This is a genomic window from Vibrio alfacsensis, from assembly GCF_019670485.1.
In the GTDB taxonomy this organism is placed as follows: Bacteria; Pseudomonadota; Gammaproteobacteria; order Enterobacterales; family Vibrionaceae; genus Vibrio; species Vibrio alfacsensis.
Genome location: NZ_AP024165.1, coordinates 505,897 through 530,695, shown reverse-complemented (window position 1 = coordinate 530,695; position 24,799 = coordinate 505,897). Strand labels below are relative to the sequence as shown.

The 24,799-nt window shown below is 43.8% G+C and carries 22 protein-coding genes; 5 read left to right on the top strand and 17 right to left on the bottom strand.

What is annotated here, in order from left to right; genetic code table 11:
• Nucleotides 1-10 precede the first annotated feature (10 nt).
• On the top strand, nt 11-739 hold the full coding sequence (btsR, locus tag VA249_RS02450) for a two-component system response regulator BtsR (protein ID WP_221068715.1): 729 nt from the start codon (nt 11-13) through the stop codon (nt 737-739).
• A 136-nt stretch (nt 740-875) separates the two neighbouring features.
• On the opposite strand, the gene ispH is transcribed toward btsR, so the two are convergent.
• The 6 genes from ispH to murJ all read right to left on the bottom strand — a co-directional run bounded on the left by ispH (nt 876) and on the right by murJ (nt 8,487).
• Nucleotides 876-1,841 (bottom strand): 4-hydroxy-3-methylbut-2-enyl diphosphate reductase, encoded by a 966-nt coding sequence (ispH, locus tag VA249_RS02445; protein ID WP_221068714.1) that lies wholly within the window; start codon nt 1,839-1,841, stop codon nt 876-878.
• Between the two features lie 24 nt (nt 1,842-1,865).
• Entirely contained in the window at nt 1,866-2,297 is a 432-nt protein-coding gene (gene fkpB, locus VA249_RS02440; RefSeq protein WP_128811605.1) for an FKBP-type peptidyl-prolyl cis-trans isomerase, read from the bottom strand.
• Between the two features lie 131 nt (nt 2,298-2,428).
• Complete coding sequence (gene lspA / locus VA249_RS02435) at nt 2,429-2,935, bottom strand: signal peptidase II (protein WP_128811606.1); 507 nt, start codon at nt 2,933-2,935, stop codon at nt 2,429-2,431.
• A gap of 73 nt (nt 2,936-3,008) precedes the next feature.
• Nucleotides 3,009-5,855 (bottom strand): isoleucine--tRNA ligase, encoded by a 2,847-nt coding sequence (gene ileS, locus VA249_RS02430; RefSeq protein WP_221068704.1) that lies wholly within the window; start codon nt 5,853-5,855, stop codon nt 3,009-3,011.
• Between the two features lie 64 nt (nt 5,856-5,919).
• Entirely contained in the window at nt 5,920-6,855 is a 936-nt protein-coding gene (gene ribF / locus VA249_RS02425; protein ID WP_221068702.1) for a bifunctional riboflavin kinase/FAD synthetase, read from the bottom strand.
• A 69-nt stretch (nt 6,856-6,924) separates the two neighbouring features.
• Nucleotides 6,925-8,487: a murein biosynthesis integral membrane protein MurJ gene (gene murJ, locus VA249_RS02420; RefSeq protein ID WP_221068690.1), complete on the bottom strand. Its 1,563-nt coding sequence runs from the start codon at nt 8,485-8,487 to the stop codon at nt 6,925-6,927.
• Nucleotides 8,488-8,780: 293 nt separating this feature from the next.
• Between murJ and rpsT the strand changes: the two genes are divergently transcribed.
• A complete protein-coding gene (gene rpsT / locus VA249_RS02415; protein ID WP_128811610.1) occupies nt 8,781-9,041 on the top strand; it encodes a 30S ribosomal protein S20 in 261 nt (86 codons plus the stop codon).
• Between the two features lie 161 nt (nt 9,042-9,202).
• Here rpsT and VA249_RS02410 read toward each other — a convergent pair whose 3' ends face one another.
• Nucleotides 9,203-9,502, bottom strand: a complete 300-nt coding sequence (locus VA249_RS02410) for an ArsR/SmtB family transcription factor (protein WP_221068688.1) — start codon at nt 9,500-9,502, stop codon at nt 9,203-9,205.
• Between the two features lie 111 nt (nt 9,503-9,613).
• Entirely contained in the window at nt 9,614-10,504 is an 891-nt protein-coding gene (gene nhaR / locus VA249_RS02405) for a transcriptional activator NhaR (RefSeq protein ID WP_128811612.1), read from the bottom strand.
• A 387-nt stretch (nt 10,505-10,891) separates the two neighbouring features.
• Here nhaR and VA249_RS02400 point away from each other — a divergent pair, with 387 nt between their 5' ends.
• On the top strand, nt 10,892-12,037 hold the full coding sequence (locus VA249_RS02400) for a Na/Pi symporter (RefSeq protein WP_221069784.1): 1,146 nt from the start codon (nt 10,892-10,894) through the stop codon (nt 12,035-12,037).
• Between the two features lie 222 nt (nt 12,038-12,259).
• Here the strand turns inward: VA249_RS02400 and VA249_RS02395 are convergent, their stop codons facing one another.
• The 5 genes from VA249_RS02395 to rppH form a co-directional block, all read right to left on the bottom strand.
• Nucleotides 12,260-13,111, bottom strand: a complete 852-nt coding sequence (locus tag VA249_RS02395; RefSeq protein ID WP_221068687.1) for a thymidylate synthase — start codon at nt 13,109-13,111, stop codon at nt 12,260-12,262.
• 9 nt (nt 13,112-13,120) lie between these two features.
• Nucleotides 13,121-13,942 carry a prolipoprotein diacylglyceryl transferase gene (gene lgt, locus VA249_RS02390; RefSeq protein WP_221068685.1) on the bottom strand — a complete coding sequence of 274 codons (822 nt, stop codon included), beginning with the start codon at nt 13,940-13,942 and terminating at the stop codon, nt 13,121-13,123.
• Between the two features lie 112 nt (nt 13,943-14,054).
• Nucleotides 14,055-14,846, bottom strand: coding sequence for a sulfite exporter TauE/SafE family protein (locus VA249_RS02385; protein WP_221068683.1), 792 nt, complete (start codon nt 14,844-14,846; stop codon nt 14,055-14,057).
• A 6-nt stretch (nt 14,847-14,852) separates the two neighbouring features.
• The gene (gene ptsP, locus VA249_RS02380; RefSeq protein WP_221068681.1) at nt 14,853-17,099 is read right to left on the bottom strand and encodes a phosphoenolpyruvate--protein phosphotransferase; all 2,247 of its coding nucleotides are present in this window, start codon (nt 17,097-17,099) and stop codon (nt 14,853-14,855) included.
• A 9-nt stretch (nt 17,100-17,108) separates the two neighbouring features.
• A complete protein-coding gene (rppH, locus tag VA249_RS02375; protein WP_128811618.1) occupies nt 17,109-17,627 on the bottom strand; it encodes an RNA pyrophosphohydrolase in 519 nt (172 codons plus the stop codon).
• A gap of 618 nt (nt 17,628-18,245) precedes the next feature.
• On the opposite strand from rppH, the gene mutH reads away from it, so the two are divergent.
• On the top strand, nt 18,246-18,926 hold the full coding sequence (gene mutH, locus VA249_RS02370) for a DNA mismatch repair endonuclease MutH (protein WP_211920070.1): 681 nt from the start codon (nt 18,246-18,248) through the stop codon (nt 18,924-18,926).
• A 59-nt stretch (nt 18,927-18,985) separates the two neighbouring features.
• Here the strand turns inward: mutH and VA249_RS02365 are convergent, their stop codons facing one another.
• Entirely contained in the window at nt 18,986-19,297 is a 312-nt protein-coding gene (locus VA249_RS02365; protein ID WP_128811621.1) for a DUF6482 family protein, read from the bottom strand.
• Between the two features lie 252 nt (nt 19,298-19,549).
• Here VA249_RS02365 and VA249_RS02360 point away from each other — a divergent pair, with 252 nt between their 5' ends.
• Nucleotides 19,550-20,584 (top strand): NADP(H)-dependent aldo-keto reductase, encoded by a 1,035-nt coding sequence (locus tag VA249_RS02360; protein WP_221068679.1) that lies wholly within the window; start codon nt 19,550-19,552, stop codon nt 20,582-20,584.
• A gap of 92 nt (nt 20,585-20,676) precedes the next feature.
• On the opposite strand, the gene VA249_RS02355 is transcribed toward VA249_RS02360, so the two are convergent.
• The 3 genes from VA249_RS02355 to lysS all read right to left on the bottom strand — a co-directional run bounded on the left by VA249_RS02355 (nt 20,677) and on the right by lysS (nt 24,788).
• Complete coding sequence (locus VA249_RS02355; protein WP_128811623.1) at nt 20,677-20,928, bottom strand: DUF1127 domain-containing protein; 252 nt, start codon at nt 20,926-20,928, stop codon at nt 20,677-20,679.
• Nucleotides 20,929-21,673: 745 nt separating this feature from the next.
• Nucleotides 21,674-23,008 (bottom strand): sigma-54-dependent transcriptional regulator, encoded by a 1,335-nt coding sequence (gene vpsR / locus VA249_RS02350; protein ID WP_211920073.1) that lies wholly within the window; start codon nt 23,006-23,008, stop codon nt 21,674-21,676.
• 247 nt (nt 23,009-23,255) lie between these two features.
• Nucleotides 23,256-24,788 carry a lysine--tRNA ligase gene (gene lysS / locus VA249_RS02345; protein WP_221068678.1) on the bottom strand — a complete coding sequence of 511 codons (1,533 nt, stop codon included), beginning with the start codon at nt 24,786-24,788 and terminating at the stop codon, nt 23,256-23,258.
• Between the last annotated feature and the right edge of the window lie 11 nt (nt 24,789-24,799).

Genomic DNA, 24,799 nt, shown 5'->3' with positions numbered 1-24,799 from the left:
GTAGCCCTGGATGTTAACCGCCCTCATCATTGATGATGAACAATTTGCTCGTGAAGAGCTGGCAGAATTATTAAATGAAACTGGTCAAATTGAGGTCATTGGCGATGCCGCTAACGCCATTGTCGGACTGAAGAAAATCAATGAACTAAAGCCGGACGTAGTATTTCTCGACATCCAAATGCCACAGGTTACTGGTATTGAACTTTTAGGTATGCTTGATCCTGACACCATGCCGTACGTGGTATTCGTCACTGCCTATGATCAATACGCCATTCAGGCTTTTGAAGACAATGCCTTTGATTACCTGCTTAAGCCTGTCGATCCATGTCGCCTCAATAAGACGGTGGCACGCCTCCACAAAGCTTTCAACCAATCGTCACTGGCTCAACAACTCTCCAGTATTGCGCCTAATAGCTTAGATCAAATCCCTTGCATTGGACATAACCGCATTGTGATCATGGCTACCGAAACGGTCGAGTGTGCCTACAGTGACATTAGTGGAGTACATGTACGCTCTTTAAGCCAAACGGCCAGTACACAACTCACACTCAAAACCATAGAAGAGAAAACTCCGCTAGTACGCTGTCATCGCCAGTACTTAGTGAGTATCAAGGCCATCAGTGAGATTAAGCTACTAGAAAATGGACTGGCAGAAATCATTACCAAAACAGGCTTTGAGATCCCAGTAAGCCGTCGTTACCTCAAAGTGCTTAAAGAAATGCTTGGTATTAGCCATTAATGCCGCACGATAATCATTACTATTCGCTCATGAATGCTGTGCGATCATCAATACTGTCGCTCTCATCAACACCAAGAGCCAACCGAACAAAAAAGGCGACACCATGGTCGCCTCTCTTCTATTTAATTAAGCTGTATTAGTCAACTTGTTTGATTTGTAGCTCTTTTGGTACTTCGAAGAACATGTTCTCTTCGCGGCCAAGAACTTCATCCACTGAGCGAGCACCGACCAACTCTTTGATGCGCTCAAGGATCTGATTTACCAGCTCTTCAGGTGCCGATGCGCCAGCGGTCACTCCCACCTTAGATTTGCTTTCAAACCATTCTGGCTTAATGTCTTCAGGGCAATCCGTTAGGTAGCCTGGCGTACCTAGCTTTTCAGCCAACTCTTTTAAGCGTGTTGAGTTTGAGGAATTCTTAGAGCCCACAACAATCATGACATCCACATCACTAGAAAGCTCACGCACGGCATCTTGACGATTTTGCGTTGCATAGCAGATGTCGTCTTTACGCGGGCCTTGAATGTCTGGGAATACACGGCGTAGCTCTTCAATCACATCCGCCGTTTCATCAACAGACAAGGTCGTTTGGCTTACATAGTGCAGATCCGATGGATCTTTCACGATCGATTTGAGCTTCTCGACATCGGCTGGCGTTTCCACAAGGTACATGCCCCCCGTCTCGCTGGAGTACTGGCCCATAGTGCCTTCCACTTCTGGGTGACCAGCATGACCAATCAGCACCACTTCCATATTACGACGGCTCGCCCGCGCGACTTCCATATGAACTTTGGTTACCAACGGACAGGTCGCATCAAACACCGTTAGATCACGAGACTTCGCTTCTTGCCGAACGGCTTGTGACACACCATGAGCAGAGAAAATCACAATGTTGTTGTCTGGCACTTCGCTTAACTCTTCAACAAAGATTGCCCCACGCTGTTTTAAGCCCTCGACGACAAAACGATTGTGCACGACTTCATGACGAACATAGATTGGTGGCTGATACATCTCTAGCGCACGTTCTACGATGCTAATCGCACGGTCAACACCAGCACAAAAACCACGTGGGTTAGCTAACAGGATTTTCATTTCATTGCTCATGGAAGTTATCTTTTATTTGGTTCGCTATTCTACTGACAAAATTTCGACTTCGAAAGTCACGTCTTGCCCCGCGAGTGGATGGTTAAAGTCCACCGTTACTGAATCTCCGGCAATTTCAGTAATGATCCCTGGAATTTCCATACCATCTGGGCCACTAAACGCCATGATCGTACCGACTTCCACTTCTGCATCACCAACAAATTTGGTGCGTTCCATATGATGAATATGATCAGGGTTAGGCATGCCAAATGCGTCTTCCGCTTTTAGCTCAATTGCCTTTTGCTCACCAGATTTCAAACCTAACAAACACTGCTCAAAGTTTTCACTTAGGCTGCCATCCCCCATCGCGAACTTCGCTGGTTTCCCCATATTATGCGTGCTGTCTGCAACCGACCCATCTTTCATCTTGATGGTGAAATGCAAAGTTACTGCCGAATCACTCTTTATTATTGTCACGTTACTGCTTCCTTGTTCTCGGGTTATCCAACGTTCTATTTAAAGTACACGCTGATTGGCTCCAACATAATAAAAAGCGCCGCCCGAATCAACGGACGGCGCCTAGGGTTATTCGCTATATCGCAAAAAGATTATGACTCAGCATCCTTTTTACGGAAACCATCAAGGATGATCATTGCCGCGCCGATAACAATTGCCATATCCGCTAAATTAAACGCAGGCCAGTGATAACTGCCCCAGAAAAAGTCTAGATAATCAACGACAAAACCATGTACAACACGGTCAAATACGTTACCGACAGCGCCACCAATGATCATGGCATACGCAATGTTATTCCACTTTTCTTTCGCAGGCAGTTTGCTCATCCAGTAAGTCAATAGCCCGGTCACGACGAAAGCAATACCTGTGAACAGCCAACGCTGCCAGCCCGCTTGATCGCTCAGAAAGCTAAATGCTGCACCATAATTATGAACATACAATAAGTTAAAGAATGGCAGAACCTCAATACGGTTTGCCCACCCATAACCCATGTTATCCATCACTACCAACTTGATACTAATATCAGCAATAAAGATCAGAATCGCAAGCCATAACCAGCGAACTCCAGATTGCTTTAACGTCAGTGCTTTTTCACTCATTACTTTACCTACAAACAGCCCCAGTAAATACTGGGGCTGTCAATTTTAATAAAAGTTCAATCGCTCTAGGCAATTATGCGAATTTACGTTGCTCGCCTTCACCATCAACGTTAGACACACAACGACCACAAACTTTCTCGTGACCTTCGATTGTGCCTACATCAGCGGTATGGTGCCAACAACGGTCACACTTCTCACCTTCTGCTGCTGCCACTTCAACGAACAAACCTTCGATATCCGTTGCTTGAGCCGCATCAGACTTCTCGCTTAGTGATTTCACTTTCGCACCAGAAGTTAGCAATACAAAGCGTAGTTCGTCTTCTAGTTTGTTGATTTTCGCAGCAAGTGCGTCATCAGCAAATAGCGTCACTTCCGCTTGAAGTGCACCACCAATGATTTTCTCTTTACGAGCATCTTCTAGAAGTTTGTTCACTGCACCACGAACTGCTTGGATTTCAGTCCAGAATTCGTTGTTTAGCTCTTCACCTTCAGCAAGACCAAATAGACCATCGAACCATTCACCCGTAAATACGAACTTGTCGCGGTTCTCTCCAGATGGAAGCAACGCTGGCATTTCGTTCCAAATTTCGTCTGCAGTAAACGACATAATTGGCGCCATCCAACGCACTAGTGCTTCTACAATGTAGTAAAGCGCAGTTTGACAGCTACGTTGAGCGTGGCCACCACGTTTTGCTGTGTACTGACGGTCTTTAATTACGTCTAGGTAGAAAGAACCCATTTCGATTGAACAGAATTGCATCAAACGTTGAGTTACCGCGTGAATGTTGTATTCACCGTATGCTTTTACAATTTCTTCTTGTGCAGCTAGCGCACGGCCTACCGCCCAGCGATCTAGTGCCACCATTTCCTCTGCAGGAACGATGTCTGTTGCAGGATTGAAGCCGCTTAGGTTCGCAAGGAAGAAACGTGCAGTGTTACGAATACGACGGTACGCATCTGCGCTGCGTTTTAGGATTTCATCAGAAACCGCAACTTCACCAGTGTAGTCTGTAGAAGCAACCCATAGACGAAGAATGTCAGCACCTAGCTTGTTAGTTACGTCTTTTGGCGCAACCACGTTACCGATAGATTTCGACATCTTACGACCGTGACCGTCTACAACGAAGCCGTGTGTCAGTACTTGCTTGTAAGGTGCTTCGTCTTTCATTGCAATAGATGAAATGAGAGAAGACTGGAACCAACCACGGTGTTGGTCAGAACCTTCTAAGTATAGATCCGCACTGTTACCGTTGTACTCTTCACGAGCATCTACAACAGAGAAGTGAGTCACACCTGAATCGAACCATACGTCCAGCGTATCTAGTACTTTTTCGTACTGTTCTGCTTCGTCACCTAGCAATTCGACAGAATCAATATCCCACCATGCTTGGATGCCTTTTTCTTCTACTACTTGAGCCACTTTCTCGATGAGCTCTAGTGTATTTGGATGAAGTTCTGCTGTTTCTTTATGAACAAACAGAGCAATTGGCACACCCCAAGTACGTTGACGAGAGATACACCACTCAGGGCGACCTTCGATCATACCCTCGATACGGCTTTGACCCCACTCAGGCATCCACTCTACGCTCTTGATTGACTCTAGTGCTTTAGCACGTAGGCCAGCTTGGTCCATAGATACGAACCATTGAGGTGTTGCACGGAAGATGATTGGAGTCTTATGACGCCAACAGTGTGGGTAACTGTGCTCGTATGCGTGATGGTGTAGCAGTGCACCTTTTTCTTTCAGTACTTCTACTACTGCATCGTTCGCTTTAAATACGTGCTGACCAGCAAATAGCTCTGTATCAGGTAGGTAAACGCCGTTTGAACCCACTGGGTTTGCTACTTCTAGGTTGTATTTGTTACCAACCGCGAAGTCTTCTTGACCGTGGCCAGGTGCAGTGTGAACAACACCAGTACCTGAATCAGTCGTAACGTGATCACCAAGGATCGCCGGTACAGTGAAATCGTAGAATGGGTGTTGGAACTGGCAAAGCTCTAGATCCGCACCTTTAGCAAAACCAAGGTTGTGGAAGTGCTCGATACCCGCACGGTCCATTACGTCTTTCGCTAGCTCAGCAGCAACGATGATACGCTCAGCGTTGTCGCCTTCTGTTTGGATAAGCACGTACTCTAGATCATCACGTAGACATACTGCGCGGTTTGCAGGCAGTGTCCAAGGTGTTGTTGTCCAGATAACGATAGATACGTCACCTTGACCTTCATGACCTTCAGTTAGCTCAAACTTAGATAGTAGTGCCGCTTCGTCAGCCGCTTTGAAGCGAACGTCGATAGATGGCGATACTTTATCTTTGTACTCAACTTCCGCTTCAGCAAGTGCTGAGCCACAGTCTGTACACCAGTGAACTGGTTTAAAACCTTTCAGTAGGTGACCTTTGCTTGCGATCTTACCAAGCGCACGAATGATGTTCGCTTCTGTTGCGAAGTCCATCGTGCGGTATGGTTTATCCCACTCACCCATGATACCAAGACGCTTAAAGCTCTCTTTTTGACCTTCAACCTGACCTGCCGCGTATTCACGACATTTTTCACGGAATTCAGCTGCCGTCACTTTTTGACCCGGCTTACCTACTTTCTTTTCTACCATCAATTCGATTGGTAGACCGTGACAGTCCCAGCCTGGAATGTATGGTGCGTCAAAACCTGAAAGTGTTTTGGATTTAATAATAATGTCTTTAAGAATCTTGTTTAGTGCGTGACCAATGTGAATGTCACCGTTCGCATAAGGAGGGCCATCGTGCAGTACGAATGACTTTTTGCCTTTCTTAGCTTTACGGATTTCACCGTAAAGATCTTCTTTGTACCAACGCTCAAGCATTTCTGGCTCACGATTGGCCAGGTTGCCGCGCATTGGAAACCCTGTTTCAGGTAAATTCAGGGTATCTTTATACTCACTCATCGATTCTTAATTCCGTTATATTGGGCGAAAATTAGACATTATGTTGCACGGTGGAATAAACCGCTCAACGCTTAAGCTGACGCAGCCACACCCTTGCTGCTTCAGCATCCAATTCAATCTGTTGTTTAAGTGCTTCAAACGACTCAAACTTTTGCTCATCTCTAAGTTTATGCAAAAGTTTTACTTCTAGCTGCTTGCCATACAAATTAGCATGAAAGTCGAATAAGTGTACTTCTAACTGCTGACGAACGCCATTTACTGTTGGCCTTTGACCAATGTTAGCGACGCCACCAATCGGCTTATCTCCTAAGCCAAGCGCTTGAACAACATAAACTCCGGAAACCGGAGATACACAGCGCTTCAACGGAATATTTGCTGTCGGGAACCCTATGGTTCGACCTAACTTTCTTCCGTGTGAAACGCGCCCGCTGATGCTGTAATCTCTTCCCAGCATCTCTTGGGCAGAATGCAAATCATCACAAGCCAAGGCTTTTCGAATAGCCGTGCTACTGACTCGTAATTGTTGCAAACAAAAACTTTGGGTACTGACGACTTTAAAACCGTACTTTTCCCCCGCTTCTTGCAGCATAGCGAAGTTTCCTGTGCGGCCCTTACCGAAACAGAAATCATCACCTACGACAAGAAACTTAACACCCAATCGAACCACCAACAAGTCGCGGATAAATTCCTCCGCGGTCAGATCGGCAAAATGACGATTAAAGTTAACGCAAAGCAAGCGATCTATGCCGAGCTTACTCAGCTGAACAAACTTGTCTCGCAAGCGTGTCAACCTTGCTGGTGCTTTTTCTCGAGCAAACAGCTCCATTGGCTGAGGTTCAAAGGTCATCACAACCGATGGTAACGCAAGTTTCTTCGCTTGGTCAGACACTTGCTGCAATACTTGTTGATGGCCTCTATGTACGCCATCGAAATTGCCAATAGTCAACACACAACCATGATGCTGTGTCTTGATATTGTGAATGCCTCTGATCAGTTCCATTGGATACTGCTTTATGCCTCTGTTTAACTTTGCACTGTGTGAAACTGACGGATTATATACCAATCAACCTTATTCTGTCCCAGCTTTTAGGTCTTTAAAACGTACACCGAGTAAAAACACGACCGCGAGATAGACCGCAGCGCCCAACGCAACCAGCATTCCTAATACGCCACTACGATGAGCAAAACTCCAGTTTAACCATACGGACATGTCTTCAAGCTGCCACAAGATCGCAGCAACCATTGCGCCGCCAGCAATCACAAGGCGAGCAATAAATAAGACCGTACGTTTAGAGACTTGATACACACCAGCAATATGCAGCCCACGATACAACAGGGCCATATTAACAAATGCCGATAACGCCGTTGCGATAGCCAATCCAACATAACCATAGAAATAGGCAAAAATAGCGTTGAAAACCATATTTGTTATCATCGCAACAATGCCGTACTTCACTGGTGTTTTGGTGTCTTGTCGTGAGTAGTAACCCGGCGCAAGCACTTTAATCAACATAAAGTTAAGCAAACCTGATGCATAGGCTAGTAACGAGAGAGACGCTTGATGAACATCTTGTGGTGAAAACTCACCACGCATAAACAGCACCATCAACATTGGTTTTGCGAGCACCATCAAACCAAGCATCGCTGGGATGCCTAGCAAAGTGACCATTCGTACCCCCCAATCCATCGTATCGGAGAAGCCCTCGCTGTGCGCATCCACATGTTTACGTGACAATGCTGGCAAAATAACCGTCGCAATAGCAATACCAAAAAGACCTAATGGGAATTCCAACAAGCGATCTGAATAATACAACCAACTGATCGAACCGGTTTGTAAAAAGCTGGCAATAAAGGTATCGAACAACAAGTTGATTTGGCTGACTGAAACACCAAATAAAGCAGGAATCATTAGGGTACGGATCTTAACTACGCCAGGATCGCGCCAACCCCATTTCGGTTTCACCATCACTCCCGCTTTAATAAGGAAAGGGATTTGGAATAGAAACTGAACCAAGCCCCCAAGGAATACCCCTATCGCAAGGCCGATCTCAGGTTGTGACATTTGCGGTGAAATAAACCAAGCCGCAAAGATGATCATCACGTTGAGGAAAACTGGCGTAAAAGAAGAGACTGCAAATTTACCTAAAGTATTAAGAATGGCTCCGGATAACGCGACAAACGTAATGAACCATAAATAAGGAAAGGTAATTTTTAGCATAACGCTGGCAAGCTCGAACTTCTCAGCCGATGGACCACCATTCATCCAATCAAGAAACCAGCCAAAACCAAATAACGCCGTTACCACTCCTGAGCCAAGAACACCAAACAAAGTAACAATAGAGACAATGACCCCAAGTGTACCTGCGGCGCGAGCAATCAGTTCACGGGTTTTATCCATGTCACCTTGAGCATGGCTTTCCGTTAATACGGGAACAAACGCTTGAGAAAATGCACCTTCTGCAAACAGTCGGCGTAGAAAGTTAGGGATCTTATTTGCAAAAAAGAAGACATCAGCACTCGCGCCTGCGCCCATTAAATTTGCAACCACTACATCACGAACTAAGCCTAGAACGCGAGATATTAATGTCATAGCACTGACGATCATGCCAGACTTGAGCAGTCGTTTACTCACTTTAACCTCGGTATATCACCATTAGATAACCAACCCTATTCCTCTAAGCCTTTGAAAGCTCCAAATCTGAGTTAAAAATATATCCGCTTATTGTTAGATCTAGCGGATAATTATTAGCATTGGTCTAAAAATACTGTTAGAATCCCCGCCATCTTAACCGCGATAACCTTTCTTACCAAAACTTGTTTTGGTTTCGATGGGTTTTTGCACAAATCATTTGACATTTAAGCGCAAATAGGGGATATTCCTCGCCCTTAAATTGTCATAGAAATAAGTTTTTGGGAGTTAGACCCTTGGCAAATAGTAAATCTGCTAAGAAGCGCGCTATCCAAGCTGAGAAACGTCGTCAGCACAATGCTAGCCGTCGCTCAATGATGCGTACTTACATGAAGAAAACTGTTGCTGCTATCGAAGCAGGCGACAAAGAAGCTGCAACTGCTGCATTCGCTGTAGTTACACCTATCCTAGACCGCATGGCGACTAAAGGCCTTGTTCACAAGAACAAAGCTGCACGTCATAAGTCTCGTTTCGCTGCACAAATCAAAGCTCTATAATAGAAATTTGATTTTACAGTGAAGAAAAAACCGGCTTTTGCCGGTTTTTTTATATCTAAATTTCACTCAACCTCAAACGTTAGGCACTAAAAAAGCCGGCAGTGCCAGCTTTTCACATTTTTCGAAGTCAAACATCTGTGTTGTGCTTCAGTTTTTTTCTATTAGCTTTCTGTGCAGTACAGGGCATGAAGCGTCTTAATGAGCGCTTTTACTTCATCACTTTTCAATGTGTAGTAGACCGTTTGTGCTTCTTTTCTTGTTGCAACTAACTCATCACGACGAAGCCATGCTAGATGCTGAGATAATGCAGACTGACTCAACGCTAACTTTGTACATAACTCCCCAACGGACAACTCTTGGTTATGCAACATACAAAGGATTTGTAAACGTCTTTCGTTCGCCATCGCTTTAAGTAATACGACAGCTTTCTCGGAGTTCTGCTCCATATCTTGTAAATTCATAGTTAGGCCTCTAGCGACAACGTACTTATCTTATTACTGGCTAGCTTGTTGTGTTGCAAGAATTTTATAATTTTTCGATAGTAATCTATTTAAACAAGCAACGGAACTTACTCATTCAAACATTTGACCAAAATCTGCATCACACACGTTCTTCACCGCAGGATGTTGGATCATTCGTTCGGCAAAGATAACGTAATACTCTTCTTTTAAATCTTCGACATGCCCAAGTAACTGCAAACTGCGATCATCTTCTATCTCTGACATGTAAACCGTTGGCGCTAAAAAGATAACGTCATCACGATAACGTGCGAACGCTTTCATTAACGCAACATCATCAAACTCTCCCAATACATCCGGTTGTAACCCCTGTCGATCAAACCATTGCAGAACCTTACGTCCCATAGCCGTTCGACTTCCCGGGATCAGAAGTTTCTTCTTCTCTAAAACTTCTGGGAACTTAACATCAGGAACATCTGAAGAGGCGAAAAAGCTCATACTACATTCACCTAACTTTTTGCTGTACAAGCCTGGGCTTTGTGTTGAATCGACAGGGCAATCAGAAAGGATCATATCCAACTTATGCTGAGAAAGTCGTTCTAAAAGTAATTCATGCGTCGACTCATAACAGCGCAAGTGAATGCTATTGTCTTCTGGCACCGTTGTCATGAGAACTTTACTGACCAAACGCTTTGAGAGTGCATCCGCGACACCTACTTCAAATAGGATATTAGAATGCTGACTATAATTGACGATATCGAGCATTTCATAGCTCAAACCAAACATACGATCTGCGTATTTAAAAACCAACTGCCCTAATTCTGTTGGCTCTACACTACGACCATTTCGCTTAGTCAACTTGCCTTTCATACGTTCTTCGAACGCTTTAATTTGTCCTGTCACCGTTTGCGGTGTCAAAAACAATGCTTCTGCAGCTTTAGTTACCGACCCTTGCTTGCAGACCATCCAGAAGTAATAGAGGTGATTATAATTTAAATGCGACATCGCCAATCCCTAAAAAGAAGATGACACTTTTTATATCAAATGTGACACCGACAAACAATAATTTCGGAAAAACCTCACACTCTTCAGCATAATGACAACTTTTACCGAAAAAACAATTTTCAAACTGTCATAAAACTTGAAGCAAAGCGCAGTTTTTTACTCTCAAACAAAAAAACAATAACATTCAAATCAATAATTAAACCCATTAAAAATCAACACCTTATGCTTAAGTTATTTTTCAACAACGAATAACTATTAAAAAGAATAATAAAAATCCTCTATAGAAACTGAACTGTAATATTACTGAAATATTTGTTCTCTAACATCGCCCGCAGTTTCAACAACAGACCAAATAAACGAACTGAAAGGTCCACGGAGAAAATTATGATGAACCAAGCTACTTCAACAGCAGCGCCGATTTCGAGCACGACTCGCTGGTTACGCTGGGCTAACTTGGCATTCATGTTATATCTGCTTCTTCTAGCAGTATCTATGGTTGGTAGCGGCTTTAAATGGGCGACTGGCGATCAAGCTAAAGTACTATTTGAATTTGCCTCTCACCCAATCGCAGGTCTAATGATCGGCTTGGTGGCGACGGCACTGATCCAATCGTCAAGTACCGTTACTTCTATTATTGTAGGTTTGGTTGCAGGTGGCTTACCTGTAGAAACCGCTATCCCAATGGTAATGGGCGCGAACATCGGTACAACAGTAACGAATACTCTTGTTTCGCTTGGCCACGTACGTTGTAAAGATGAATTCAAACGTGCATTTGCCAGCGCAACAATTCACGACTTCTTTAACCTACTTGCTGTTGCGATCTTCCTTCCTTTGGAAATGATGTTCGGCATTCTAGAAAAAGTATCTCATTGGCTGGTATCACCACTACTAAAAACAGGTGATATGAGCATGGGCGGTTTTGACTTCATCAAGCCAATCACTAAACCAGTAGTAAGCGCAATTAAAGAGCCACTATCTACGTTTGGTGACACTATGGGTGGTGTAGCACTAATCGCTCTAGGTATCGGTACTATCTTCGTAGCTATTACTGTTATGGGTAAGCTGATGAAGAGCCTAATGGTTGGTCGTGCACGTGACATCCTTAAGAACGCTATCGGTCGTGGTCCTATCCACGGTATCGTATCAGGCTCGGTGGTAACGGTACTTGTTCAGTCTTCTTCTACGACAACAAGTCTAATGGTTCCACTAGTTGGTTCAGGTGTTCTAAAAGTACGTGACATCTACCCGTTCACTCTAGGTGCAAACATCGGTACATGTATTACGGCTCTACTAGCAGCAACGGCGGTATCTGGCGAGTTCGCAGTATTCGCACTACAGATTGCTCTGGTACACCTAACGTTCAATATCCTAGCGACATTACTCATTTTTGGTATCCCGTTCCTACGTGAGATTCCAGTAAAATGCGCAGAGCTTATCTCTGAGATGGCAGTGAAGAACAAGGCCGTTGTAGCAGCATACCTGCTAACGATTTTCCTAGTGCTTCCTGGTGCTATCCTCGCGCTAACTGTATAACAGAAAGATTACCATCGCTTTACTCAAAAGCTCGCAACTCCGGTTGCGGGCTTTTTCTTTTTTGCTCCTTCCACACCGTACCTCGAATCAACCAATCACAGTAAGTGAGCACTGTGCTCATCATTCATTAAAAACAACCACACCAATTTGGATATAAAAAATGGGCTGCCCATTGAGGTCAGCCCATTTTTATTTTTGTGTTGGTTATATTAAAAACACTCTTTACACTGAAAACGGATACTGAATAGGATCATGATGTTCGTAACCCTCAACCCAAAAATCATCCAGTGTGACCCATGTTTCCAAATCTTCTAGCGATTTGATTTCTGGGTTGATGTGGAAAGTTGCCGCTTTCAAAGGTTCGCGCTTCAACTGGATGTCTCGCATCGGCGCTAGCTGGTCTTCGTAAATATGTGCATTAACAATCTTATGGTACGCCTGACCAGGTTTCTTACCTGTAATCTGTGCCATGATCGCCAAGAATACATACACTTGAACCATATTGAAGTTCAGGCCTAAAGGAACGTCACAAGAGCGCTGCGTGCTGTTTAAGTACAGCGTGTCACCTAACAATGAGAAGTGATGGCTGTACATACATGGACGCAAACAGCCCATGTGGAATTCACCCGGGTTATAGAAGTTTAGGATTTCACCACGGTCATCCACACCACGCGTTAAATCATCGACAATCTTGCGCAGTTGGTCGATGTGACCGCCATCTGGCTTCGCCCATGAACGACCTTGAACGCCGTATACACGCCCCATATCGTCTTCACCTTTACGGTATGGGTTGTTCAGCCATGCGTCATTTAAGTTTGCGTTCGCATCCCACGTTTTTGTGCCCAATTTACGGAAATCTTCCGCGTTATCGTAGCCTCGGATGTAACCGAGTAATTCAGCCACTGCCGCTTTCCAAAAACTCTTACGAGTGGTAACCAATGGGAATTGATTGTTGGCAACATCATAAGTCAAGTCCGCATTAACAACTGTAAGACAACGCTTACCTGTACGGTCGTTCTCAACCCAAATACCTTGGTCAACGATACGCTGACACAAATCTAAATACTGTTTCACACCAATTCCTTACTTCGTTTCTACTTTCGCTTTGTCTTGGTAAAGACCACGTTTGTATGCCCAAACCATCATCAAAATACCCAAAATGATCATTGGTGAAGATAGGATTTGTCCCATCGAAATATAACCACCAAATAAACCAAGTTGCGCATCAGGTTCACGGACAAACTCAATTAGGAAACGGAATGTACCATACCCAGCGAGGAATAACCCTGACACCGCCCCTAATGGGCGAGGCTTTTTGATAAACCAGTTCAAGATAAAGAATAGAACAATGCCCTCAAGGAACATCTCGTAAAGTTGTGATGGGTGACGAGGCAGTGGACCACCGTTCGGGAAGATGATCGCCCATGGCACATCCGTCACGCGTCCCCATAGTTCACTGTTCATAAAGTTACCCAAACGGCCCATACCCAGCCCGAATGGCACGAGCGGAGCAACAAAATCGGCCACACCAAAGAACGTACGAGCGTTTTTATGTGCATACCAGAACATAGCAGTAATAACACCAAGTAACCCACCATGGAAAGACATGCCACCGGTCCATACTTTAAACAGGTACAGCGGATCAGCTAAAAACAAATCAAAGTTATAGAAAATGACATAGCCAACGCGGCCACCAATCACAACCCCAAGAAACCCTGCAAACAACAAATCAGAGACTTGCTCACGAGTCCAACCACTACCAGGCTTATCAGCACGTCGGTTTGCTAACCATAATGCAAACATAAAACCAATAAGGTACATCAAACCATACCAACGGACAGAAACAGGACCAATAGAGACTAAAACCGGGTCAATATTGGGAAATTCAAAGTATCCCTGAGACATAAATCATTCTCTTCTAATTACTAGTAAAACCAATATATCTAAGTAAGCTCAAGGTGCTTAATTCAGCAACAAAACCCTGAACCCTGCATCTTGAAGTCACTTAGCTACAAACTTAAAGCAGCATACTCGCTGCAACAAACATCAAGAATAGTGCGAATATCTTTTTCAATACCGCAGTTGGAAGGGTCGTCGCCAACTTTGCCCCCACTTTCGTCGTGAGCATTGAGGTCATTGCGATCGCGACAAGAGCAGGAAGATAGACATACCCGATACTGTACTCAGGCAAATTTTCTACGTTATAGCCGTGTAAAATGAAACCAATCATACCGGATATCGCAATCACACACCCACAAACAGAAGAAGACCCCACGGCTTTACGCATTTCAATACCATGCTTGTTCAAAAAAGGGACCGATAATGATCCACCCCCAATTCCTGCAAGACTCGATACAATACCAATTCCCGTGCCATACATCATCGTAACAGGGCTGCTTGGCATTGGCTTCGTACTTTTGGAGCGAATAGAACGAAACATTTGTAGCGCCAAAAACAACACGATCACGCCAAACACTTTCGGTAAATAATGGGTAGGAATAAACTCAGCAACGTTTGCGCCAACAAACCCGCCAATAATAACGCCTGGCATGAGCCATTTCACAACAAACATATCAACATTGCCGAGTTTAAGGTGATTCATTGCTGAAGAGCCTGAAGTCACAATAATGCTCGCAAGTGACGTTGCAAGAGCGATATGCATGCTCATTTCGGTAGGGATACCAGCAAAAGGCAGAAGATAAAGCAATGCAGGTACAACAATGAGACCACCGCCAATACCTAATAGGCCAGCCATGACACCAACAAAAGCGCCTAGCGCCAGCAACAACAAAAATAAAGAGATGGTCACGATTATTTACTTCTTACCAGCACGGATAAAGCCAGCAAAGCCTTGTTGAACAAAGAAATCATGCATCATCTGATGAATTTCTTCCCCATAAGAACATGACAGTGCTTGCTCGACGAGTTTTTCTAATTCTTTTTGTTGGCTATGACGAATCAAGTATTTCACCTTAGCCACGTTAGAGGTATTCATACTCAAGCTGCGATAGCCCAAGCCTAATAGCAAGAGAGCGCCAAATGGATCGCCAGCTAACTCCCCACAAATACACACGGGTACTTGATATTGTTCGCACACATCATGAATTTGCTTTAACGCTAACAGCACGGCAGGATGCATAGATTCATAGACATCAGCAACGCGAGAGTTGTTCCGATCGACCGCTAATAAATATTGCGTTAAATCGTTGGTACCGACCGACACAAAGTCAACTCGATGTGCGATGGACGGCAGCAAATATACCATGGATGGGACTTCTATCATTACCCCAACCTTTGGCGCCTGAATACGGGCATCCAATAGCACGACTTCACTGTAAGCCTGATTGATTAGCGTGACGGCATCATCGAGCTCTTTGATCCCTGAAATCATAGGAAGCAAAATGCTCAAATTACCGCTGTCTGCGCTCGCTCTTAGCATAGCTCGCAATTGGATAAGAAAAATATCCGGATGATCCAAAGTAAAACGGATACCACGCCAGCCAAGAAATGGATTGTCTTCCTCTATTGGTAAGTAGGGTAATGGCTTATCACCACCAATATCCAGAGTGCGCATCACCACACGTTGATCTGGGTAGCTATTCAATATGGCTTGGTACTGATGATACTGCTCATCTTCGGATGGAAAGTGATGCTGAAGTAAAAAAGCAATTTCAGTTCGATATAGCCCTACCCCATCAACGCCCTGGTTGATGGCAATATTGCTATCGGCACTTAAACCTGCATTCAGTAATATTTCAATATGACGCCGATCTTGGGTTACTGCTGGTAACGCAAGGTCTTTATTGACCATCGCAAACAGCTCTGATTCTTCATTGACTAAGCTGCGGTATTCTCGCAAAAGTTGACGATTCGGTTCGAGAAACACCTCACCTGTATAGCCATCAACAATCCCTAGTTTACCCACGACGGCTTCAGTATTGAGAGGGGCTCCCATAATGGCAGGAACGCCTAACGCACGCGACAAAATAGCGGCGTGAGAATTTGCGGCCCCCTCTAACGAAACAACAGCAAGTAAATATTGCTTTGGAATAGAAGCCAATAGCGTTGCGGTGAGTTCATTCGCAACTAAAATCACAGGACGATCAATTGCGGAATGTTCTTGTTCACTATTGTGCAAAAAATACAACAGTCGCTGACCAAGTTCTTTGATGTCTTGTGCCCGTTCACGAAGATACACATCCGACATACGCGCAAAACGATTGGAGTACGTTTCAACGACTTGACGCAGCGCCCAGTCGGCTCGGTCACCTTTCTCTATCTGCTTTTTAAGATCGCCACGAAGCATTGGGTCATTGAGCAAGTGAGTAAACAGGTCAAAGATTGCCAACGCATCTTTATTAATTTCACTATCCAGCTTTTTTCTCATGCGTCGAAAATCATTCAACGCTCGTTCCACGGCAACAGCTAGGAGCTCATGTTCGCGTTCTTTATCCAACGTAGATGCAGGAAATACATCATGCAAACAAGGCTGAGTATTATCAAACCAAAACTCACCAATGGCGACACCTGTTGATGCAGGCAAACCTTTTATAACGCGAGGCTTAGATGCTAATTGCCAATGACCTAGGTTTTGAGCATGTGCAATCAAAACGGCAAGCTGAGCAGATAAAGTCACAAGGAAAGACTCTTCCATCTCACTAAACAAGCGCGGTGTTTTCTGTTGGATAACAAGAACACCTAACACTTTTTTACGGTAAATAATGGGCGTGCCAAGGAATGAGTGATAGGCCTGCTCACCAAGTTGAGGGAAGAACTTAAAATCAGGGTGGGTGAAAGCTTCTGCAAGATTTAGTGGTTCTGCACTGCGCTTAACCAACCCCACTAAACCTTCATTAAAATCAATATGAATGCTCTTGCCTTCAAAAATAAGGCCTTGAGTTGCCATTAACTCAAGGCGCTGCATTTCTTCATTCGCAAGATAAATAGTACAACACTCAGTACAAAGGGCCGAGCAGGTCTCCTTTACTAAGATATCAAGAGCCAAGTGTACATCATCGACTCGGGAAACTTTTTCAACTATATCCCTTAGCTGACTAAGCATGTTAATCCTCTATCTACGCAGCTTTTTTCTTTTACCTTTCGTTTTGCGTTCGCGAAAAGGCATAGCTAAAGATGCAAATTCTTTCATTGCACGGCGATAGACATCTCTTTTAAAAGAAACAACTTGCCTAACTGGATACCAATAACTCACCCAGCGCCAACCATCAAATTCAGGGGATTTCCCTCGCTGCATATTGATTTGAGATTCATCGCTCTCTAATCGCAGCAGAAACCATTTCTGTTTTTGGCCGATACAAACAGGCTTAGAGTCCCAACGAACGAGTCGCTTTGGTAGCTTATATCTTAACCAATGACGACTTGTTGCAATGATCTTGACGTCTTTTTTCGTCAAACCGACTTCTTCATATAACTCTCTGAACATGGCTTGTTCAGGAGTTTCACCTTCGTCAATCCCACCTTGTGGAAATTGCCATGAGTGTTGCCCGTATCGTTTAGCCCAGAAGACCTGACCATGGTTATTACAGATTACAATACCAACGTTCAGTCGGTAACCATCGCCATCTATCACCGGCTAACCTCTATGAATAATTTTATATTACCGTGATTTTTCCACATATCCCCATTACTAGCAAACTTACTGATGTGATATGAGCAAGATTTATTACCATTTCACCGATTCTGGATATCTTTTGACCAAACTGGACTTTATCAACACCAGTTTGAGACCTAGCCCACATTTATTCACCTTTTCTGTGAATAACTTTGTGAAGAAAAGCCTATCCATAAATATTTTTGGTCATAACAATTACTTCAACCATTACTATTAAATTTTAATTTCCAACTTAAACTATTGATATAAAATCAAAAAAACAAGAATTACGTAAATAATAAGAACAAATTATACTGATGATCTTTTCGCCAAATTCAGATCGGTCAAAGATCGCTCAATAGACTATTTATCCACATTTAACTGGTATGAGTTCATTAAAACAACGGAAAATCAAGTCTCAATCGGAGCAGTAACCCCTGTTAATTCATCCAGCTCAAGAAAGGATCTTTTATGACTTACACCAAACTGTGGATAAGTTATGGATGGATCGATATTTGTCCCGTTCGTTGAAATCTTAGGCAGTGCCAATACGCGTAATTTGTTAGAATCCAATTTTGTCTTACCACTACAAGAGTTATGAAACCAGAACCACAATCTGAAGCGGAACTAATGGAACGCGCGCATGACATCGCAGGCCTAAGCTTTGCAGAACTTGCAGAGGAAGCTGGTATGAAAGTACCTGATAACCTTAAACGCGATAAAGGCTGGGTGGGACAATTACTGGAATGGCACCTAGGGGCTGTGGCTGGCAGTAAACCACAGCAAGATTTTACCAAGCTAGGTATTGAGCTTAAAAGCATTCCGATCAGTTACACTGGAAAACCATTAGAGACCACCTTTGTTTGCGTCGCACCACTCACTGGTGTGCACGGCCTAACATGGGAAACCAGTCACGTACGTAACAAATTGTCTCGCGTACTTTGGGTTCCTGTTGAAGGTGAGCGTGAGATTCCCCTATCAGAGCGACGTGTCGGCAGCCCCTTAATCTGGTCTCCTAATCAAGAAGAAGAGCACATTTTAAGAAGTGATTGGGAGGAGCTCATGGAATTGATCGTGCTAGGAAAGTTTGATCAAATTTCTGCAAGACACGGAGAGGCGCTACACCTCCGTCCAAAAGCGGCAAACGCTAAAGCATTAACGGAAGCATACAGCGCCAATGGTAAACCGATCAAAACATTACCTCGTGGATTCTATCTCAGAACACAATTTACTGAGCAGATCCTGCTTAGACACTATATTAGTGTTCAGCAAACTTGAGTTGAATAACTTTCGTTAAACAGTCTTAAGCTAAACAAGCTTAAGTTAAACAAACTTATTTAATGAGTAACGAGAGATAACTCAATATCGCAATATGAAGCCGCCCCTTCATTGCCAAACTCTTCATAAGCGTTACGTAATCTCAGATAGGCTTTATCAATCCCTAACCTAAGCAGCTGTTCTTTCACCAACTCTAGCGATCCAAAATGCATCGGATCTTCGCCGTCCTTGATCGGCTCTAGTTGATGCTTATATTCCACTGCTAGTAGATAGTCAGAGACATCAGAACAACCGATCACAAAAACCTTAGGTGTCTTGTAGGAGTCTTTGTGGTGGCCATGCACCCACATGTCCAGTTGATGTATCTGCATAATGCACCTCCTTTAAGATTTAAGTGTAGCTCTACAATTCTGAGCTTTCGAGCCATCTCAATTCAGAACGGAAAGCATTTGCGGTGGCGTGTAGAAATCCCCTATATTGAAATGACTTATACCAATCACAGTAAGTGAGTGGCAGAGGTAGCGCAGGTAAAACGACGTTATCGAGCGTTATCACAAGCTAGAGTGACTCGTGATTTACGACGATTGGTTATTATTCAGTCAATGATTCTTCAAGGACGTGAAATGCAATACACAAAACTTCCGCACTCCTCACTCGAAATAAGCAAGATCTGCCTTGGTACAATGACGTTTGGTGAACAAAATACCGAGCATGAAGCATTTCAACAAATAGACTTCGCTCTCGATCATGGGGTGAACTTCATTGATACTGCCGAGATGTATCCCGTACCACCGAAAGCTGAGACACAAGGACTCACCGAGCAGTACATTGGCAATTGGTTAGCGAAAAGCGGTAAACGCGAGAAAGTCATCCTCGCCACTAAGATCGCAGGTCCGCGCAATGTGCCTTATATTCGAGAGAATATGAGCCTCAATCGTCGCCATATTCACACCGCAATCAATGACAGTTTAAAACGCTTACAAACTGACTATGTGGATCTATACCAATTGCATTGGCCTCAGCGTCAAACCAACTGCTTTGGTCAACTCAACTACCCTTATCCTGAATCTCAAGAAGACGTTACCTTAATCGAGACCTTAGAGGCTCTAACTGAATTAGTGAAAGCAGGAAAAGTAAGGTATATCGGCGTTTCTAATGACACGCCTTGGGGAGTGATGTCGTTGTTACGCCTTGCAGAAAAACACAATTTACCACGCATTATTTCCATTCAAAATCCATACAACTTGCTCAACCGGAGCTTTGAAATTGGTTTATCGGAAATAAGCCATTACGAAGGTGTTCAGTTATTAGCGTACTCTCCTCTCGCTTTCGGTTGTTTAAGTGGAAAGTACCTCCATGGAGCAAAACCTGTAGGCGCTCGCTGTACAAAATGGGAACGTTTCGCTCGCTACTTTACACCTCAAGGTATAAAAGCAACGGAAGCCTATGTGAACCTAGCAAAAGAATACGACTTAGACCCCGCCCAAATGGCTCTCGCGTTTGTCAATCAACGTCCGTTTGTCGCTTCCAACATCATTGGTGCGACCAACCTAAAACAGCTAAAAGCCAACATTGACAGCATCAACATCAATTTAAGCGATGAATTGCTGATAAAAATCCAATCAATCAGCACAATTTACTCCAATCCTTGCCCATAAAACAAAAAACGGCTGACCATCAAGGTCAGCCAGTTAACGGAGCCCATCATTGAGTCCAGCGAATGACGCCGGGTTTCAACTTGGGCTTTTGCTTACGTCAGTATTCGCGAAGTTAACACACGACGAAGATGGCGAACTCTGCGATCGACTTGAACTTCATCCGGTGTGCGAGTCAAAATAGCTCGCCCCTCAGAATCCAATCCCATATCTCTTAGCAAGTGAGCATTCAGCCAAGGAATATTTTTGCTACTACGACGAACGGCGCGCTGCCACTGCTTCTCTTCACGGATCAAATCCGCTTTTACTAATAAAGTGGCGAGCTTTAAATATATAGAATGACGCATAACTTTTCTCCAAATTGCGATAAACAAGCGACTGGGAAAAGTAGCGCGGATACAAGCAGATCGATTCTTTCGATACTAAGCTGCTACTTTCCCGCAGCCTAGTCAAAATAGGTAGGTTACGGACTAATTTTTGTCTTGAGTGCTAATAACGTCCAGATTGTTCGCCTTAAAGGTGGTTCGAACAATCGGCATACGATCAGCGCAAGCAATGTGGTTAACAACGTAATGTTTCATCTTGCGCCTCCTAGCTAAAAATTAATCCGTGATTGATAGGGTATAGCTCTTTGAGCTACGGTTAAATTGTAAGCAATAGAGATTAATAATCAATCATTTCACTCATAATTATTCAAAAACAAAGCAATGCGCTAAAACTTAGTTGCATATTGTTTTTGATATAACATATTCACCAAATGAATATATTAAATACGAAATTTTATAAATAGATTCGATAACGTTAAAACTAACACCTCAAAAGATATCCTGCTATTGATTAGCATTGGTATAGCTCTCTACGGTGTAACTATCTATTGGTATAGCTCTCTATTGGTGAAGCTATCTATTGGTGTAACTACCTATTGGAGTAACGGTGTACCACGATATGACAAATATCAGATACCACACCTTAGATTTATAGATGGTGAATTTATAGAGAGTAGATATAAACGGTAGATGTATAAACGTTAGACATACAAAAGGAGCGTAATGACGCTCCTTTTTAAACTTTAGATACCTCAATGCCAAAGCTTTATACGGTATGCTCTGAAATCAAATTGTGTTTATTTAACAATCGATACATAGTTGCACGAGACACACCCAATTCTTTCGCCGCATTTGATACTTGACCGGAGTGCGATTCCAACACCACCATCAGCGCATCACGCTCACTCTTTTCTCGTATTGATTTCAAACTGCGTTTTACTTCATTGCGCTGCGGTAAATCCAGATGATGCTCTTCAATCAAGACGCTATCCGACATTAATACTGCGCGCTTCACTTGATTCATTAACTCACGAACATTACCAGGCCAAAAATAACGCGTTAAAGACTTAATTGCATCCTCTGAAAAACTTTTTGCTTGGGAGTTATACTCTTTTGAAAACTCTTGCAGGTAATAGCAAGCCAACAACGCAATATCACTTGCTCTCTCTTTCAAACTAGGAACATTGATGCGTAAAACATTGATGTAATGATAAAGCTCTTCGTTAAAATCACCGTCTATGAGTGCTTTCTCCACATCCGATGAATTTGCCGCAAGAATGCGTACATCCACACTCTTAATACCATCAATTGTCTCTATCGTTCCCTCTTGAAGAAACCTTAAGAGGTTCATTTGCTGATCTTTTGAAATGGTGAGAATGTCATTGAGTAACACGGTCCCACCATCTGCTTGCTCTAGTAAGCAAGGACCAATACTTTCGTCCGCACCAATACCAAAGACCTCTGCCTGAAAGCGCTGCTCATTGAGAGCACGACAGTTAATCGATAAGAATGTCTTATGAGAACGGGAAGAGACTTTATGAATCGCTCGAGCAACGGCCTCTTTACCAGTACCGCTTTCGCCATAAATGAGAATGCTGACATCCGTTGGCCCAATTCGCTTTACTTGATCACGCAAGCGCTTCATTGGGATTGAATCACCAATCAAGCCCATATCTAAGCTATTACCAAAACTTGGCCATACTTTCTTTTCAAGTTTAAGCATACCCAGTTGGTGACCAATGGTACTTAGTAGTTGTGCATCGGGAATTGGGGCGGTAAAAAAATCAATGCAGAAGTTAACGATGAATTGGCAAATCGTATCCACACCAAGCTGGGATTCGCGAATAAACGCCAACCAACGCACATGTTTATGAGAACTCACTAAGTTTGCTAAACCATTAAGGCTGAACTCATCATGGCTGAGGTCAACTATACCGATACATGGTCCAATATCTTCCAACAGCGTGTTAGCTTTACGTAGATCACCGACTTGGTGACACTTCCATCCCACTTGTTCTAGAACCGATAACCAAGGTTCATAGTTACCACCCACTACAACCAGTGAGCCCGGAATGGAATCCATCTTAAACTGCCCAGCCATTCACTAACCCTTATTCTTTATTGAAAATTCGTATCCCCACAAAGCACCCTTGTGAGCGGGTTACATTATCGAGACAAAGGTCACGCTCGTCTGTCTCAATATTAAGACTATGCAATAGATTGAGAATTTGCGAAAAAGGAATCACATAAACTCTCACTATGTTAGATTAATTATTTGAAATTGCTCGAATTTTAAAAATAAAAAAACCACCCGAAGGTGGTTTTAAAATTCTATGCTGAAACAGAAATTACGCTTGTGGGCGCATTGCTGGGAACAGAATCACGTCACGGATAGTGTGCGTGTTAGTCAATAGCATAACTAAACGGTCGATACCGATACCTTGACCTGCTGTTGGCGGTAGGCCGTGCTCTAGTGCAGTGATGTAGTCTGCATCGTAGAACATTGCTTCGTCATCACCAGACTCTTTCGCTTCAACCTGTGCTTTAAAGCGCGCGTCTTGGTCTTCTGCATCGTTAAGCTCAGAGAAACCGTTCGCTACTTCACGGCCACCGATGAAGAACTCAAAGCGGTCTGTGAAGAATGGATTATCATCGCTACGACGAGCCAGTGGAGAGATATCCGCTGGGTAGCCAGTGATGAACGTTGGCTGCATTAGCTTAGGTTCAGCAGTTTCACCGAAGATTTCTTCAAGAAGCTGACCACATGTCCAGAAAGGTTCTACTTCAACGTGAACAGATTTCGCGATAGAAACCATTAGGTCACGGTTTTGAATGTCTTCTTCTGTTAGCGCTTGGATTTGCGCGTGGTCTGGGTTGTAGTGCTTGATGGCTTCGAACATGCTCATACGAGTGTAAGTGCCACCAAACTCAACCGTGTCTTCACCGTAAGGCATTGATGTAGAACCAAGCACTTCTAGAGCGACTGAACTTAGTAGTTCTTCAGTCAGATCCATCAGATCTTTGTAATCCGCGTACGCCATGTAGAATTCCATCATAGTGAATTCAGGGTTGTGACGTGGAGAAAGACCTTCGTTACGGAAGTTACGGTTAATTTCGAATACGCGGTCGAAACCACCAACAACTAGACGTTTTAGGTATAGCTCTGGCGCGATACGTAAGTACATTGGCATGTCTAGCGCATTGTGGTGCGTGATAAATGGACGCGCACTCGCACCGCCAGGGATAACGTGCATCATTGGCGTTTCAACTTCCATGAACTGTTTAGAGATCATAAAGTTACGGATTGCAGACATCACTTTAGAACGAACTACAAATGCATTACGAGAATCTTCGTTAACGATCAGATCTACGTAACGTTGACGGTAACGCATCTCTTGGTCTGTTAGGCCGTGGAACTTCTCTGGCAGTGGACGAAGAGCTTTGGTTAGCAACTCGTACTCTTCCATGTTTACGTATAAGTCACCCTTACCAGATTTGTGTAGCGCACCTTTAACACCGATGATGTCACCGATATCTAGACCTTGATATTGATCTTTCAGTACTTTCTGCACTTCTTTGTCAGCGTAAGCTTGGATGCGGCCAGACGTTTCTTGAATCACTAGGAATGGACCACGCTTAGCCATAATACGGCCAGCAATTGCTACTACGTGGTTAAGCTCTTCTAGCTCTTCCTTAGTCTTTTCACCGAACTCTTTTTGAAGGTCGCCCGCTAGTGCGTCACGACGGAAGTCGTTTGGGTGGCCGTTTGCTTTGCAGCTCTTTCGGATTGCATCCAGTTTAGCGCGGCGCTCAGCAATCAGCTTATTCTCTTCTTGTGTAGAGGCTTCTTGTACAGTTTCGTTTTGAACAGCATCAGTCATTTTCGATGTAT